Source organism: Parabacteroides sp. AM58-2XD, from assembly GCF_003463685.1.
In the GTDB taxonomy this organism is placed as follows: Bacteria; Bacteroidota; Bacteroidia; order Bacteroidales; family Tannerellaceae; genus Parabacteroides; species Parabacteroides segnis.
Genome location: NZ_QSDP01000127.1, coordinates 1 through 17765, shown reverse-complemented (window position 1 = coordinate 17765; position 17765 = coordinate 1). Strand labels below are relative to the sequence as shown.

The 17765-nt window shown below is 39.4% G+C and carries 10 protein-coding genes and 2 pseudogenes; 8 read left to right on the top strand and 4 right to left on the bottom strand.

The annotated features are described in order from the left end of the window. Positions 1-193 precede the first annotated feature (193 nt). A pseudogene (locus DXA15_RS22085) lies at positions 194-1227 on the bottom strand (aldo/keto reductase). Positions 1228-1336: 109 nt separating this feature from the next. On the opposite strand from DXA15_RS22085, the gene DXA15_RS22080 reads away from it, so the two are divergent. The 4 genes and pseudogenes from DXA15_RS22080 to DXA15_RS22070 all read left to right on the top strand — a co-directional run bounded on the left by DXA15_RS22080 (position 1337) and on the right by DXA15_RS22070 (position 4348). Next, positions 1337-2113: a Cof-type HAD-IIB family hydrolase gene (locus DXA15_RS22080; RefSeq protein WP_122328607.1), complete on the top strand. Its 777-nt coding sequence runs from the start codon at positions 1337-1339 to the stop codon at positions 2111-2113. Positions 2114-2166: 53 nt separating this feature from the next. Then, the gene (locus tag DXA15_RS22075) at positions 2167-2709 is read left to right on the top strand and encodes a carbonic anhydrase (protein ID WP_128135456.1); all 543 of its coding nucleotides are present in this window, start codon (positions 2167-2169) and stop codon (positions 2707-2709) included. 189 nt (positions 2710-2898) lie between these two features. Next, the gene (locus DXA15_RS25595; RefSeq protein WP_186959178.1) at positions 2899-3057 is read left to right on the top strand and encodes a hypothetical protein; all 159 of its coding nucleotides are present in this window, start codon (positions 2899-2901) and stop codon (positions 3055-3057) included. A gap of 293 nt (positions 3058-3350) precedes the next feature. Next, positions 3351-4348 (top strand): annotated as a pseudogene (locus tag DXA15_RS22070) (M28 family metallopeptidase). A 67-nt stretch (positions 4349-4415) separates the two neighbouring features. Here the strand turns inward: DXA15_RS22070 and DXA15_RS22065 are convergent. The 3 genes from DXA15_RS22065 to DXA15_RS22055 all read right to left on the bottom strand — a co-directional run bounded on the left by DXA15_RS22065 (position 4416) and on the right by DXA15_RS22055 (position 10186). Next, a complete protein-coding gene (locus DXA15_RS22065) occupies positions 4416-4958 on the bottom strand; it encodes an FKBP-type peptidyl-prolyl cis-trans isomerase (RefSeq protein WP_128135455.1) in 543 nt (180 codons plus the stop codon). A gap of 104 nt (positions 4959-5062) precedes the next feature. Further along, positions 5063-6838, bottom strand: a complete 1776-nt coding sequence (locus DXA15_RS22060; RefSeq protein WP_128135454.1) for a SusD/RagB family nutrient-binding outer membrane lipoprotein — start codon at positions 6836-6838, stop codon at positions 5063-5065. A gap of 15 nt (positions 6839-6853) precedes the next feature. Beyond that, on the bottom strand, positions 6854-10186 hold the full coding sequence (locus DXA15_RS22055; RefSeq protein WP_233567537.1) for a SusC/RagA family TonB-linked outer membrane protein: 3333 nt from the start codon (positions 10184-10186) through the stop codon (positions 6854-6856). Positions 10187-10932: 746 nt separating this feature from the next. Here DXA15_RS22055 and DXA15_RS22050 point away from each other — a divergent pair. The 4 genes from DXA15_RS22050 to DXA15_RS22035 all read left to right on the top strand — a co-directional run. Beyond that, entirely contained in the window at positions 10933-14193 is a 3261-nt protein-coding gene (locus DXA15_RS22050; RefSeq protein ID WP_233567536.1) for a SusC/RagA family TonB-linked outer membrane protein, read from the top strand. Positions 14194-14221: 28 nt separating this feature from the next. Beyond that, positions 14222-16246 (top strand): RagB/SusD family nutrient uptake outer membrane protein, encoded by a 2025-nt coding sequence (locus DXA15_RS22045; protein WP_128135452.1) that lies wholly within the window; start codon positions 14222-14224, stop codon positions 16244-16246. A 36-nt stretch (positions 16247-16282) separates the two neighbouring features. Then, complete coding sequence (locus tag DXA15_RS22040; RefSeq protein WP_128135451.1) at positions 16283-17014, top strand: hypothetical protein; 732 nt, start codon at positions 16283-16285, stop codon at positions 17012-17014. 119 nt (positions 17015-17133) lie between these two features. After that, on the top strand, positions 17134-17765 hold a 632-nt coding region (locus tag DXA15_RS22035; protein WP_128135450.1), incomplete at its 3' end, for a hypothetical protein.

Below are 17765 nucleotides of genomic sequence, written 5' to 3'. Positions count from 1 at the left end.
CCGCCCTGTAGGGGCGGAACAAGATAAATATCAACCCTTTCTACCTTGTCGCACCCCTACAGGGTGCCTCTGGAAGAGAAGGATTCAAGGGGACCCAGGGTTAGAACCCTGGGCTAATTTGTTACAGGCCTACAGCCTGAAGGCACCGTCGCCAACTAGCTCATCCTATAATTAGCAGATAGCTCAAATCTTTCTAAAATTGAATCTGTGCATTCAAAAACGGGAATTGTGCCTGGTGCCAATATGGATAAACGGGGGTGACCTGGCTGGCATTATCCAGTTTTTTTACCTGTTCTGGTGTCAGGTTCCAGCCGACAGCCTCCAGATTCTGTTTTAATTGTTCTTCCGTGCTGGCCCCGATTATCAGGCTGGAAACAGTTGGGCGTTGCAGTAACCAGTTCAGCGCACATTGTGCTACCGAATGTCCTGTCTCTTCTGCTATTTCATCCAATACATCCATTATATTATATAACGTTCGTAGGAAGTAGCTTCATCGGGGATAGGACTTCCGCCCCGAGCCACACGTCCGTCGGCCGGTATCGGATTGTTGCGCCGGTATCTTCCGCCAAGGCGTCCCGCTGAAAGAGGACTCCAGATGATGGAACCTACCTTCTGATCGATTCCGAGCGGCATTAATTCCCATTCAAACTCCCTGTTGAGCAAAGAATAATGAACCTGCTGTGCCACATAACGACTCCAGCCATAGCGTTCGGAGACAGACAAAGCCTTCATCAGATGCCATCCGGAGAAATTAGAGCAAGCGATATACCGTATTTTTCCGGCAGTGATCAGATCATCCAGAGCGCGAAGCGTTTCTTCTACCGGCGTATTGGCGTCAAATCCGTGCATATGATAAATATCAATATGATCGGTATTCAGTCGTTTCAAGCTGGCTTCGCAGGCCTCGATGAGGTGGAAGCGGGAAGAACCCATAGCGTTTCGTCCTTCCGGATTCAGGTTGAATGTGGCTTTGGTCGATATCAACAGTTTATTTCTCAGCCCTTCAACAGCTTTCCCCAATATCGTTTCAGAAAGTCCGTCTGAATATGCATCAGCCGTGTCGAACAGGTTTACACCCGCATCGAGGCAAAGGTTTATCATACGCTTGGCTTCGTCCACCTGGGTATGTCCCCATCCTTCGAAACCGTTTGTACCTCCAAAAGTAGCAGTCCCTAAACAAAGCACGGGTACATAAAGTCCCGATCCTCCTAATTGTCTGTATTCCATAGCTTACCTATTAAATTGTTATTAAGATCTTACTTACAAAGGTATATAAAAATCCGCATGTGTTTATTTATTCTTATCTTTGTATCAAATTTAGGTTATTAGAAAAAGTATGGTTAAGGCAATTTTCTTCGATATAGACGGGACGTTGGTCAGTTTTAAGACACATGAAGTACCCCGCTCTACCATTGACGCATTGGATATCTTACGGAAGAAAGGTATTAAAGTTTTTATAGCAACAGGTCGTCATTACAGTTCCATCAACAATCTGGGAGATTTAAAATTTGACGGATATGTCACACTGAACGGTGGATATTGTTTTGCCGGAGAAGACAAAGTGATCTATAAACACAGCATTCCCGACAGGGATATCGATGCGTTGATCCGCTATTTGGAAACTGAAGAGTCTTTCCCCTGTGCTTTTGTCCAGGAAAAAGAAATCTTTATGAATTATAAGGATGAAACGGTGGAAGAAATATTCAATATGCTGAATTTTCCGGAGCCACCTATCCGTCCTCTGAGTGAAATGAAGGGAAAGACGGTTTACCAGTTAGTCTCATTTTTTACTGCCGAACAGGAGAAAAAGATCATGTCTATCTTATCCCATTGCGAATCCACCCGTTGGAATCCGTTGTTTACCGATGTGGTACCTGCCGGAAGCAGTAAGCGAATCGGTATTGATAAAATGCTGGAATACTTTAAGATACCATTAAATGAATGTATGGCTTTCGGTGATGGCGGTAATGATGTAGCCATGCTTCAGCATGCCGGGATCGGGGTTGCTATGGGGAATGCTGACGACGACGTAAAACAATATGCGGATTATGTAACCGATTCCGTTGATGAGGACGGGATATTCAAAGCGTTGAAATTCCACAACATTATTTGAACCAGTGTTGTTATTTATATAGCTAGTATTATTATTAAAAGAAAGACAGACTCATGATAGACGAATTACTTGAATACAACCGGGGATTTGTAGATAAGAAAGGATACGAAAAGTTTATAACGAATAAGTATCCCGATAAAAAGATTGCCATCGTATCCTGTATGGATACTCGTCTGATAGAATTGCTTCCTGCCGCATTGGGCATAAAGAATGGCGACGTGAAAGTCATAAAGAATGCCGGTGCAATCATTTCGCATCCGTTCGGCAGTGTTATACGCAGTCTGATGGTCGCTATTTATGAACTGGGAGTGGTTGAGATCATGATCATTGGTCATTCTGATTGCGGTGCCCAGCATATGGACAGCGACGAGATGATCGAAGCAATGAAGAAACGGGGTATTCCCGCTGAGCGAATCGATATGATCCGTTACTGCGGAATCGATTTTAAATACTGGCTTCGTGGGTTTGACTCGACAGAATGCTCAGTAAAAGATACAGTCGAACAAGTTCGCAACCATCCGTTGATTCCTACCGATATTACGGTTAGAGGATTTGTAATTAATTCAGTTACAGGTGAATTAACCGAAGTAGAGTAGGGCGGCTATCTTCTGAAAATCTATTTCTATAGATTAAATAAATGTAAAGATAGAAATAATTTATATGTTTTATAGCATAGTTTCGGAAAAAGTGCTTATCTTTGCACTGTAAACAAAAAGAAAAGATTAAGGTTTAGGTTAATTATTAACGAGTCTTCCAAGCGTGGAAGACATAAAAAAGTAAAGATTATGATGACAAGTAGAAATGAAGAAAATCTTCGTACTTTAGCGATGTTGCGTTATCAGGCTGATCGTTATCAGTCAATGAGAAATGGTACAATGAGTCAGCGAGTAAATGCTGAAATCCGTCGCCTGTTAGATGAAATGGGCGCTAACGCAAAAAATTAAACAAAAAGAAAGTATATTATTTTGATGTATTCTCTTCACCAGGGTCTTTTATAAGACTGGTGAGAGATCGAAAGATGGGCATTCGACGCTGACAGAACAGCGAAGATTAGCCTTTTTTTATTTTCTATCCCTTACAATTCTTCGATTTATCTTTTATCTTTGTCTTGGAAAACGAAGATAGGCTGCATTCGGTATAATCAAAACAAGTTTTGCTTCTGCTCTTATTTGCACTATCTTTGTAACCGGAAGCTGAAACTAAGTATTTCCGATAATTTGTAAAACACAATCATACAATGAAAAGAACAGGTTTATTTGTAGCATCCGTCATGCTATCTACCACTCTTTGGGCACAGTCGCCTGTAGAAAAAGGACTGAACACCATTAATAAGGAAAACGCGGAAGCCTATATCGGTTTCTTAGCCAGTGACGAACTGGAAGGGCGTGAAGCCGGTTGCCAGGGAGGAAGGATTGCTGCCGAGTATATCGTTTCCAACCTGAAGACAATGGGCATCGCTCCCTTGAATGAGTCTTATTACCAACCTTTCGAGCTTATAATAAGGAACGCCAGAAGAGGGGACGTTTCCAGGTGCATCCTGATTCGATCGCCCAACTGAAGCAAGGCGTACATCAGAAGTTATCCATGCGTAATATCCTGGGTAAGATAGAAGGGAAGAATCCGAATGAATATGTTATCATCGGGGCTCATTATGATCATCTGGGATTCGATCCGATGCTAGACGGTGACCAGATCTATAACGGAGCGGATGATAATGCTTCGGGCGTATCGGCTGTCCTTCAGGTTGCAAAAGCATTCCTGGCATCCGGTGAGCAACCGGAACGTACGGTGATCTTTGCTTTCTGGGACGGTGAAGAAAAAGGATTGCTGGGTTCTGAATACTTTGTGCAGAATTGTTCTTTCCTGAAAGATATAAAGGGATATTTGAATTATGATATGATCGGCCGCAATTCGAACGAAGCGGTTCCCGAGCAGGTCGATTATTTCTATACGGAAGCAAACAAGGCTTTCGGTGACTGGCTGAAGAATGATATCAAGAAATATGGCCTGAACCTGAAACCTGTTTATCACCCCTGGGACAAGCCGGTAGGAGGGAGTGATAACGGTTCTTTTGCCAAACGCGATATCCCTATTATCTGGTATCACACTAACGGTCATCCTGACTACCATATGCCGAGCGACCATGTCGAAAAGATCAACTGGGACAAGATCGTAGATATTACAAAAGCCTCTTTCCTGAATATGTGGAATCTGGCGAATGAGAAGAAATATTAGTGTTGAATATAAAAAAGGAGAGGATCTTTCAATTTTTGAAGTGAAACAACCTCTCCTTTTTAAAAGCTTAATCAAAACTTTTTACAGTAAAAGTAAACTGCAACGTTGAGCATAATGGAATATACGGATTGGAGTAATTACGATCCCCGTATCCCAACTGATAAGGGATTATAGCATCCACTCTTTCTCCTTTACGGATTTTCGGCAAAAGAGCAGCCAGGCCCTTAATCAGATTCGGACTGTCCAACTCTAAAGTCTGATCTATCGGATTACCATCTTTATTACCTACAATAACTGTTTGGGAAACCGGAATTACTCCTAACATAGAAACTTTTACATCAGAATCTATCTCAGGGAAAGAATCTATTTGACTCGTTTCCAGTATACGATACAAAAGCGTATCTTCATCCACGACCAATCGCTGATACAGCAATTGTCCGTCATCCTCTACATCTTCCTTTTTTTCCTGAAAATATTTCTGATTATCGGCAATCCATATTTTCTCCTCTTCTGTATGAGCCGGTATCGTCTTTTCATCGTCATCACCACAAGCCGATAGACCAATCACCATCACTATTATCCAATACAGGATCACATTAATCGATTTCATTTTTACTCATTTTGTTAAATTATGCAGTACATTTATATAGTGAATAAAGGCTGTCGAAAAAGTTTCTCGACAGCCTTTGCAGTTATGTAGCATTAAGCTAATGTTTATTGCAAAGCATTTCCATTATGGTTCTCAGCAGCAGTGGTACGAGTTGTCCACCAAACCGGAGTATCATATGTATTCTTATGAGCTACTTTTTCAAAGTTTTCACCATTGTTAGTCAACTCGCTGGACGGATAGAACATACGTTCCTGGAATACAACGTTAGGAGTAGCAACGAATGGCAGTTCTCCATCGAAATCCTTTATCAAACGGCGAGCTTCATTATAAATCTCATACGGATTCATGATATTCATGTGACAGAACTTCTGATCAAAGATGAATTTCAATTTGTCTTTTGTCGATGCCAAACTAACAAATTTGTTAGCTGCCAGTTCTGTATAATCGGCTAGATGAGCCTCATCCAAATCTGGAGCTTTAGCCTTTTCCTGAACATATAGAATGCTTGGTAGGGAAGATTCATTATAACTCATATCTTTATTAACCTTATAATAGAAACGAGTTGATGCGTCAATCGCTTTTTTAATACATTCTTTGACATTAATATTGCCAAATTCCCCGGGCCAACGTACAGCAGCTTCTACTAGTGTCAAGTTGGTCTCTGTCGATCCCATTACAGGAAATTTCATATCGAAATTGAAATAAGTACGTCGGTTATACATCGTTGGAATACGTTCCGGATTCCACGGATTGGAAACCACATCATTAAAATTGTACATATCATTTAATTCCTGTTCCGTATAGTATTTAGGAAGTTCGCTCTCTGCTTCCTCTATTGTTAGTGGCAAACCGATATAGCGTCCGTGAATATCAGTTTGGAACATAGCATACAAACGCGGATCAAAATCATGACGAGTAATACCGTTTTCATCCCCTGGTTGATATTCATAATTCATGATATCTTTAATGATTGTTTCCGGTGCACCTGCTTCATATCCACGTTCATCAAGTCCACGGAAGAAAGTCAATTCGAATGCATGTGTTTTATCCTGCTCTTCAAAACCTATATCATGTGAATATTCTGTCAACATACGGTTTTCTGCAACCAATTCCTTAATAGTTGAAATGGCTACGTCCGGTTTTACATGACACAAACGCATTGCCATACGCAAACGTAAGGAATTAGCCATACGAATCCATTTGTCCAAGTCGCCTGCACATAACAAATCGACAGAATTAAACGCAGCCTTTTCTGAGTCAAATTCAAATTGGAATGTAGATAGATCAGCTGCAGCTGTTTTCAGACGGGCCATAATGTCCGTATAGATTTCTTCCTGGGTATCGTATTTCGGATAGAACTTTTCTTGAAAAGCGCCACCTGCTTCGGAATAAGGTATATCGTCATACAAGTCTGTTGAGCGCTGGAAAGCATAACATTGAATAATGTCACAACAACGCATGTACACTTCATTTTTAGCCTTCTCTTCGTCTGACATACCCTGATACAGCAATTTCATACCATTGATTTCCTTGCTATAATTAGTGTTGGTCTGTTCAAATATAAATGTGTTAAACGGTGTACCAGACCAACCATCCCACGGACGGACAATCGTATTGTTTTGGGTTCTGTCCAGATACAACGGGCTAACACCTAATCCCAACATTTTACCAAATCCTCTCATATAATGGTAAGTGGCACCATAGTCATAACGGAACAAATGTCCCTTTGTCTGGGCGGAAGCAAACAGCAAACTAAAGTCAGCTTCTGTCAATTTATCCGGATTATAAAATTTTTCATCCAGTGTGTCACACGACACCATTGCTCCGGTTACGGTAACACCTAAAACCAAGCTGGTTATATATTTTTTGATTGTATTCATATTCTGTTATCTGATTTAGAATGAAACATTAAGACCCAAACCAAAGCTACGGACACCCGGGATACTGGTAACCTCTGTAAATGAGTTGGTTCCCTGTGTAGATTCCGGTGTTACATTCGGGATAGCCTTGTAAAGGTAGCATAAGTTATTCGCAAAGACATTGAGACGTGCACTTTGAATTTTGAACTTTGACACAAAACTTTTCGGTAAATTGTAGTTAAATGACAAAGAACGTAAAGCAATGTAATCACTTTTGTAAATCTGGTCTTCACACAAATCCATACCTCCTTGCCAATATAACTGAGAGTAATATTGTTCTGCAGTAATCAGTTTTTCATTCTGTTTTCCATCACTGGTAACACCCGGTGTGATCACACCATCATGCAAAATGAACGGATAGAAGGAATCAGCAGGAACGGCAGCAGAATGACTGTCCAGCAGAATGCGTTCGCCGGCTGTATTGACATAATAAGGCAGACCGCCACGGGCTTCATCACGATATTTTAATGATTCAACACCAGAACCATTACCTAACAAATACATATTCGTCTGCGAAATCATGGTTGCACCGAACTGGAAGTCAAAGACTGCACTTAAAGAGAAATCTTTATAAGAAAGGCTCGTTGTAAGACCTCCGACAATATCCGGTGTAATTTTACCAACCTTTATCATCTGCGTCTTATCAAAGTCCCAAACACCGGTACCCTGATTTACGATACGGTTACCTTGTTCGTCACGCTGATACGGATAAATATAGATTTCACCATATTCACCGTTAGGAATACTACGAACAGATGCACCTGTAGCACCCCACATATCCAATTGGTTAATGCCTTTACCTAACTTCTTAACTTTTGTTGAATAATTAGCCAAGTTAAGTCCTACTTCCCATGTCCAATCTTTAGTCATGATCGGCTTTGTATTCACCGAAAATTCAATACCACTTTGGGCGATATCACCAGCATTCATGCGAACTTCGGTCAAACCGGAAGAAGAAGGCACTGTCAACTTCGTGATCTGGTCGTATGTATTATTATGGAAGAAAGAGAAATCTACACCAATACGGTTGCCCGGTAAAAATGCACCTTCTAAACCGATTTCATATTCGCGTTTACGTTCTGGTTTCAGATTAGGAACCGGAAATCCGCCATTCGCTGAAGCAAAGTCGGCTGGTGGCAAATAACTCGGCAAAGACATAGTCGGTTGTCCGCCATAAGCACCTAAGGAGAAGTCTACGTTTCCATAATAACGAGGTCCAGGACGACCAACATCGGCCCAAGAAGCACGTACCTTACCAAAATTCAGGCTTGGTATATCAAATGCCTCTGTAAAAATCCATGATAAGCTGGCACCTGGATAGAAATAATGGTTATTTTCCGGAGGAAGGATAGAAGACCAGTCGTTACGTGCCTGAATTTCCAAATAAACCTGATTAGCATAAGCTAATTGGGCAGAAGCAAACACGCTTAACAACAAGTCATTTCCACGAGTACGGCTAGAACGTGGTCCGAAATCTTCACGAGTATTACTCAAAGAGAACCAGTTTTCAATAGCGAAAGTTTCCTGTACCGATTGTTCCTGATATTCTTCTTTATTATACTTTACAGCACCACCGACCATGGCAGACAAATCCCAAACGTCATTGAATGTCTGATTGTAGTTGAAAGAAGATTGGCCATACATAATCATGTTACGTTGACTTGCTATTTGATACCAACCTTGTTTATTTTCGTAAGACAACGGTTTGCTGACATGTTGTTTGATTTCCTGATCGGATACAGTCCAGTCGATACCGCCCAATGTGGTCCAGGAGAACTTATCATTGAATTTAACATCAACATTCAAGGACTGAATCAAATGGTTACGGTCATAGTCGTTTGAGTTACGTAACTGTGACCAATAATAACCAGAAAAATAACTTGTATAAGGTGCAAACTGTGTAACAGGCTGGTTCATACTGAAATAGTTGTAACCGTCTTCTGTCAGATAAGAGTCTTTGATCAAGTTGACATCCTGTTCACGTGGAAAACCATATGTAGCAAAACTCTGCATAGCATACGGTGCATTGTGATCTTTTGTATTTGAGAAGTTAGTGTTCATCTTAACCTTGATCCAGTCGTTTGCCTTCAAATCCGCTGCGAAACTGAATGAGTGAGCTTTATTATCAGCACCTAATGATATCGCGTTATAATCACGATAATTGTAAGATAAACGGAAGGAACCTAAGTCGCCACCATTACTCAATGCAAAATTCACATTTGTTTGACCACCTGTACGGTATAAGTCCCTTTGATTATTTTTCTGAGCGGAATAAGAACGGTACTGTCCATCCCACCATAACAACTGACGGCCATCCAAGCGAGGACCAAAATTGTAACTGGAGCCTCTCCATAGTGATTCAACCGTCTGTCCGGTTACCGGGTCTGCCATGGTATAGAAACCGTCTTTAGAAATTTCTTTCAAAGCCGCAGTACCGGCACTCGAACCTGTACCAAATTCATTCTGCAACTCAGGTAAATATGCTGCCACATTCCAGGAATGGTTGATACCGAAATCAATGCCTAGTCCCTTTTTACCACCGGTTTTAGTTGTAATTAACATAACACCGTTAGCACCTTCTGATCCATACAATACAGCAGCTTTTGCACCTTTCAGGATTTCAATGGAGGCGATATCTTCCGGATTGATGTCATTTAAACCTGTACCATGGTCACCACCGGTACGGCTGTTGGTAGACTGTCCTGTATTTTCATCATGAATAGGAATACCATCCACAACAATCAGCGGACGCGTAGAAGAATCTTCTGTCAGAGAAATGGCATTACGAACCTTAATATTCATACCACCAGAAGGGCCTGATGCAGTAGATTGCAACTGCAAACCAGAAGTTTTTCCATACAAAGCCTGCATCGCATTCATAGGTGTACCGGCTTCGGTTAGTTCTTCACCTTTCACACTACTTACAGAATAACCCAGGGCTTTCTTTTCGCGTTTGATACCCAAAGCTGTAACGACTACTTCATCCAATTTTTGAGCGTCTTCAGCTAATTTGACTTTCAAGACTGGTTGACCTGTGTATTTGATTTCCTGGGTAGCATACCCGATAAAAGAAATCTGAATAACGTCACCATTCTTTACTCCTTCCAATGTAAAATTACCGTCCATGTCGGTAATCGATCCATTAGTTGATCCTTTCACTACAACTGATGCTCCGGTTACAGGACCGAATTCATCTTCAACTACTCCCGTTACTTTCCCAGTCTGTTGGGAAATACTTGTTTTTGGCATTGCTGCAACCGTATTCGCAGATACATATCCGGGAATACCCAGTGTACCGGCTAGCAGCAATAAGCTACAGGCTTAAAGTTTTTCAACATAATTGATGGTTTTTATTTGAACATACAATAGCCATTGCTTTGGCGAAACAATGGTCTGTTCTAATTCTCATTAGATATAATTTTCAATAATTCTTTAGCACCAAGTGTTTTTTTAGTTGGCGTTGTTACCTTAGTACTAAAAGAACTCTGTACATTTTATATCCGCGACAAATATATGAAATAATTATTACCCTGTGTTATTTTTCGTCAAAAAAATATCATTGAATTTCATTTTTAACACACAAGCTAACAAGAATCAAACGTAATTAAGTTAATACACCACTAAACATGTTGGGACATTTGTTAAATAGCCTAATCTAAAGCTCTTAATAAAACTATTTCCTCATTTACATATTAACATTTGTAAACCATAGAAAATTCTATCAACTCAAAAGAAATTCTCTTAGAAGAGATATCTCCTAAATTTATAATTGGGCCCTATGCAGCATAAGCAATAAGATGCACATTACTAAGCAATTAACAAGAATTAGTTAGGATTATTTGACAATCTTTGTTTTTTCATTTATTAACTATAGTTCTTTTAGGACTGAGAACATCATAAATCACAAAAACGTTCACGTTCTCAACTTCAAGACATTTGGCTTTTATACAAATAGAGAGTTCGGAAGTGCTTATGACGCCAAAATAACACTTCTTTAAAATTTTAAACCATCAATTATGTTGAAAAACTTTAAACCAGTTAGCTTTATTTTGCTTGTGGGTGCATTGTGTTTATCGAACAGCATGTATGCAGAAACACATCCCCTGAAACAAAGCGCAACTATTTCCCAACAAAATGGGAAAGTGACGGGAGTAGTTGAAGATGAATTCGGTCCTGTAGCCGGAGCATCTGTAGTTGTAAAAGGAACCACAAATGGTAATATTACCGACATGGATGGTAATTTTACTTTGGAAGGTGTAAAAAAAGGAGACATTATCCAGATCTCTTTCGTTGGGTTTACTACTCAAGAAATTAAGTACACAGGGCAACCTTCTATTAATGTAAAATTAGCAGAAGATTCGCAAGCATTAGAAGAAGTTGTCGTTACCGGTTATGGTGGAATTCAAAAGGCCAAAACACTGACAGCTTCTGCTGTAACTGTAAAAATGGAATCCATCGCAAAATTACCGGTAACATCCATTAGTGACGGTTTAGGTGGTCGTGTAACAGGTGTTACAACACAGTCCGGTTCCGGTGCTCCTGGTGAAACTACCAAAATCTGGATTCGTGGAGGTAGTGAAATTTTGTATGTAATTGACGACGTTGTAATGGAAACAACGGAAGGAGAAATCTTTTTCAACCGCCTGCGTCCGGATGATATTGCATCAATGACTATTTTGAAAGACGCATCTGCTACAGCTATTTATGGGCCACGTGCTGCAGACGGTGTAGTAGTTATAGCAACCAAAAAAGGTGTATCCGGTCAATTAGATATAACTTTCAACCAGAAAGTATCTATCATGACCCCTTCTTATCGTCCAAAAGGAATGAACTCCTACGAGTATGCTCAGACCATGAACGAGCTATATGCGGCAAATTATGAAGAAAATCCCAAGTTCAATAATACTCAGATGTCAAAGTATTACATGGGGTATTTGAATCAGCAAGGGAAAAACCGTGAAGAAATTATGAACCTGGTTAATGAAAAATATAATATGGGTTACAGCATGCAAGACATTAACGACTTGTTTAATCCGTTCGTTACTCAAGGTGGCAATATCGAAGACTATTATCAGACGTACGATCCATGGGAATTCTTCAACCATGTACAACCGATGTATCAGACAAACTTAAGTGTCCGTGGTGGTGGTGATCGCATAAAGTATTATTCAAGTTTAGGCTATCTGAATCAAAAAGGTATCAGTGATACTTACGGGTACGAACAGATTAATGCTTTATTGAATTCTGAAGCGTCTCTGCTGAATGATAAGAGTTTAAAGTTTACACTAAACTTAAACGGCATTGTTTCTACCAAAGAACGTCCGGCAGAAGGTGACAATATATTCAACAAAGTATTATTCGAAGGAGGAGAAATGCTGAATAAGCCAGAACGTTGGAGTACAGGTTTAGAAAGATCAGATTCTCCTGCTTCCTTACTCCGTACAGGATTTAATAATACTTACGATTACCGTTTACAAGCCAATATGGGATTGAAATGGAATTTACCATGGGTTGAAGGTTTATCTGTCGGAGCCAGTGTAAACTTCAGTACAAGTTACACTATGAATAAAAAATTCAATCACCCGCAAGAAGAAGTTTATTCAAACCCTGCTTCAACAATGCCTAATAATTATAATGCATTAGATGCCAATGTATATCAGAAGTGGAGCAATTACTTATTGACAACAGGCATTTATCAGGCAGATTATAACCGTTCTTTCGGAAAACATACCGTTAGTGCCATGGTGACTTATCAAAGCCAGGTAAGAAACACAAACTATACCAACATCACAATGAAAGGATATCCAACTACTTTCGTTCCCCAAATTGGAGCCGGAACTAAATATGACAACTCTGACGGTGGCGAAGTAAAATGGGGTTCTTCTTCTTGGGTTGGCCGGGTTACTTATGACTATGCAGGCAAATATTTATTACAATACAGTGCTAACTATAATGCATCGTTAAGTTACAACCCGGATAAACGCTGGGGATTTTTTCAGGCTGTATCCGGTGGTTGGGTTATGACAGAAGAAACATTCTTTAAAGAACTTATTAATCCCAATATCCTAAACATGTTCAAATTACGCCTGAGTTATGGTATTGTTGGAGGAGAAGTTGGTGACCCATTCAGCTACATGAACCAATACAAACAAGATGGCGCAATTTTACTGGGGAGTAATATGACATCCAATGCAGCTTGGGTAGAAGCAAACGTTGCCAGCGATTTATCATGGACACGTTCTCGTCAGTTAAGTGCAGGTGTTGATTTTGACATGTTCAAAAACCGCTTAAACGGATCATTTGACACCTACTTATATATGAATCACGGTGCAGCCATGAACATGAATCAGAAACTGGTTTATACTCCAATTTTAGGTATGCCTAATACCCCCCAAATAAATGCTCCATTCGAAACCAGCCGTAAAGGTGGTATTGAATTCTCTTTAAACTGGAATGATAAAATCGGTGATTTCAATTATCGTTTAGGAGTTAACTATTCTTATTGGGATGAACGCGTAACTCGCCATCAATCAGAAAGTACAAATTGGTATTATCCTAAATTGAATAGTCTGGGATTGAGAAATATGCAAAATACTTATGGCAGTACTATGATTAGCGGAGGTCTGTTCGGTACCTACGATCAATTATATAATTCAGTTTTAGATAACGGAAGCAGCAATAGTTATAATATGAGTTACAACTTAGGTGCAATGAAGCTCGAAGATCGCAATGGTGACGGAATCATTGACAATGGTGACAGATATTGGGTAAACAAAGCAGGTACAACTCCACTTACCCTATACGGTATCACACTTGGTGGTGGATGGAAAGGGTTAGATATAGAAATCTTCCTTCAGGGGGCAGCTAATGTAACCGGGTCAATGCCTTCCCCATTAAGAAGTCAACAGAGTTACTTGTGGAACTACGGTAAATATTTGTTCAACTCCAGCTATTTGCCAAGTAATCCTGATCTGAATGCAAATTTGCCGTTACCCAATAACGGAAGTACCAAGATGTCATACGGATCAACATTTGTTGACCGCTGGGTTTACAATGCTTCTTACCTGAAAATGAAAAATATCAGTGTTCGTTACGACCTGAAACGTGATTTATTGAAAAACGTATCTTACATTAAAGGTTTAGACGTGAGCTTCATTATTACAAATGCATTCACATGGGTGAATAAAAACTATCCGCTGAAAAACATGGCTGATCCGGAATACATTCCAGTTGAAAGTATTTGGGGCAGTTCTGGTAAACTGGGGGCATATCCTACTCAACGCTCTTACACGTTTGGTGTGACAGTTACTTTATAATCATAAACAACTGATAAAAATTTAATTTATGAAATTAACTGACAAAACAGGTCATTTCCTGTTATCAAAAAATAAAATATCGAGCTTCATCATAAACAGCTTTGTTCTGTGTGCTATTGCAACTACTGTGGGATTAACATCCTGCGACCCGCTTGGAGTAGAACCGACAGATAAAGTATTCGAAGAACAGTTTTGGACAAACGCACAATTATCCCGTGCATTCGTTTACAAATTCTATACCTGGGCCCCAGCTACAGCCAACGATGCATTTACAGCAGAACAATGGTCTGATAATGCAATCGGGAACGATGAAACAGACTGGTCAACTTTTCGACAAACCAGTTTTTGCCAGAGATCCTATGATGCATTAAATGGTATTGACGGATTTACAGCTCCCTGGGGAGAACAATATAAGAAAATTCGTGCTACCAACTTAGGAATCGAACGTATCCCGACAGTCCCATCAATACAGGAGTCTGTTATGAACCAACTATTGGCTGAATGTTATTTCTTCAGAGGTTGGTTATATTTTGAAATGGAACAATATTGGGGAGGCGTACCTTATATAGACAGAGTAATGAATGTTTTCGATGAAACCATGCTGCCACGCATAGGTCGTGAAGAATTATTCGATAAAATACTTGCTGATTTTGACAAATCCATCGAATACTTCGGTAAAACGGAAGAAACACCTCAACTCGGATTAGTAAATGTTGATGCCGTACAGGCTATTAAATCCCGTGTGGCTTTATATGCAGCATGTGCTTCCGATGCTGCAAAAAACAGAACCTATGAGAACCTGAGCGGGACAGAAGAGTCTAAAGCTTTATTCCGTTTCCAGAAAAATTCTGAACATTATTATCAAATTGCTTATGATGCAGCCAAAGGCGTTATTGGAAAATATAAGCTGGAGAATAATTATTCTAAATTGTTCAATAGTGCAGACGGCTATACATCTTCCGAAGCTATTTGGCCGGTTATGTTCAACAAAGATAACCGTTCAGGCTTTAACGTTGCAAAAAATCATGCTCCGGTAGGTAAATATTATGGAAGTACTACAGACTTCAATAAAGATTGGGGAATCCGCGGATCTGCCTATCCTACACAAGACCTGGTTGACTGCTACTACCAAAAAGACGAGGCAGACGGAAAATGGAAACAGTGGTGGAAAACCAAACAAGCTACGGTTGATATGAACGGCTTTGTAGATGCTGAAGGTAATTATAAAGCTGAAACAGAAAATTACAATAAAATGTATGAAAATCGTGATGAACGTTTTTATGCAACTGTACTGTACGACGGTTCTTATTATGCAGGCATTGAAAAAGAAATGTATCTGATTGGCACTTGGGTTGATTTGTCTGAGCCAACAAAATCTGAAAAATACAGTGCTTTACATACTGGTTTCAGAGATTCCGAAAAGCTGAATATGCCTGTTAAATATGCTTCTTCCAATACTATCACAAGTTATTATCCTGCTAAATATATCCAAGGACATTTTAAAGAAGACGGTACATTGGAAACAGAACAAGCTAATGCGTATTACTTCATGGTTCGTTATGCAGAAGTTCTCATGAACTATGCCGAAGCAGCCATTAAATTAAACAAACCGAACGAAGCAAAAGACGCGATTAATCAGATTCGTAATCGTGCCGGTTTGGATAACTTTGATGAGTCGGTCGTTGGACATGATTTATGGGAAGAATATAAATTACAACGTCGTATAGAGTTTGCGTACGAAGTTCCGTCTCATCGTTATTATGATTTACTTCGTTGGAGTGAAGCAGAAGGTAAAACGGTTATTGATGAGTTGAATCGTGGTCCTAAAGGTTTGTTAATCTTCAGAAAAGGTATAGAAAGTGATAAAATTGGAGAAAATGGCTATCCTGCGCCAAAGACAGATCCTAAATATTTCACGCCACGTATTGAAACACGCCGTTTCGATTACAATCGCTATGAGAAAGTATTTAACAAAGCTAATTATTACAAATTACCATTTACACAAACAATTCTGGAATCTGAAAAAGCTTTGGTACAGAATCCAGGATGGTAAGATCGTTATTTATTAACAACTTAAATTAAAACAAGAATGAAATTGACTAATAAATTATTTATAGCAATGTTGGGTATAGCATTCTTTACCAGTTGCCAGAAGGGCCTGGTATATGATGAAGTTCCGACAGATGTATATGAAGATGTTTCGCTAAGTACAGATTTATGTAAAGTCGAAACCCGGGAAATTTTCACTCACAAGGTTTATCAGGTGAATTATAACCAATGGGTAGAGAATATGTTATTGGTAAGTAATATCGGACTTGATTATAGATCAAATCAGGAATATACCAACAATACTGGAGGAAATGTTACAATTTTAGGACAGATAGTTAAACCGGGTGAAAAAGTCATGGTAAAAAATATACTGACAACTGAAGATGATGCTAGTGCTCCGGATGGAAAAGTATATGTTATCAATGTTTTTGCATCAGCAAAAGCGACTTATACAACTCCTAATAAAGGACACCTTTTCGTCGCTTCCGAATTTCAGGGAGAAGGTGTTATTCCCGAATTTGAAACACAAGTTGAAGAAGGCAAATATCAGCAAGCTATCCTTCCGGCAGATCCAACTCAGTTATCTGTAGCTCTTTTACTAAACAACAGCAAAGCCTGCGAAATAGAAAGAGTAAATGATGCTCCCGAGTTAGGAAAACCCGGCGATTATTCCAAACCGCAACGCTACATGGTTATCAATATAACCAGACGTCCGGATGGAAAATCTGCAGCCAGAAGATTATATGAAATTCGTGTTCAATTATTGAAATAAATCCAATTTGTTAGAATGACAAGGATGGTCATATAAAGATCATCCTTGTCTGTTTTTGTACGAATTACCTAATTCTATTAGATGCTGATGATAGAGATAAATAATTAATAGTGAAATTCATGAGACAATTAATAATTATTTTAACCGTGTGTTTAGGAACCCTCAAGGTTTTTGCACAAACAGAACAAAAAATCTATTTATTTCCGGAATTTACTGACGCTATTGTCTACTACAAAGACGGAAGAGCTTTTCAGGTTCCAATCAATTATGATTTGATTGGTGGTCAATTTATCTTTATAGATAAAGATAAAAAGAAGAAAGAATTTTCTGATCCGGAACTTGTCATTTCAGTTAAAATAAGTGACCGGGTATTTCTCCCTACTTCAGGAGGTGGAGCAGCAGAAGTAATACAGTCCGACCCTAAACTATTAGTTCAATATAGTGGTTATGCCCGAAGAAAGAAAAATCTGCCTTATGGCGGTAAGACAGAAACCGCATCTGTAGGTACTGTTTCCAATCTTTATTCGAATGCAAGTAATTCTGCGTTGAATACAGAAGAACTGGTTGTTACTAACATTAACTATGAATTCCATATAGAAACAAATAAAAGAATGAAAAAATTCTCTACGGAAAAGCAGTTCCTAAAAATATTTCCTAAGCAAAAAGTAAAGTTGAAACAATATATGGATGAAAATAAAATTGATTTCAGATCTATCGAACAAATAATTAAACTATGCAATTACGCTTTATC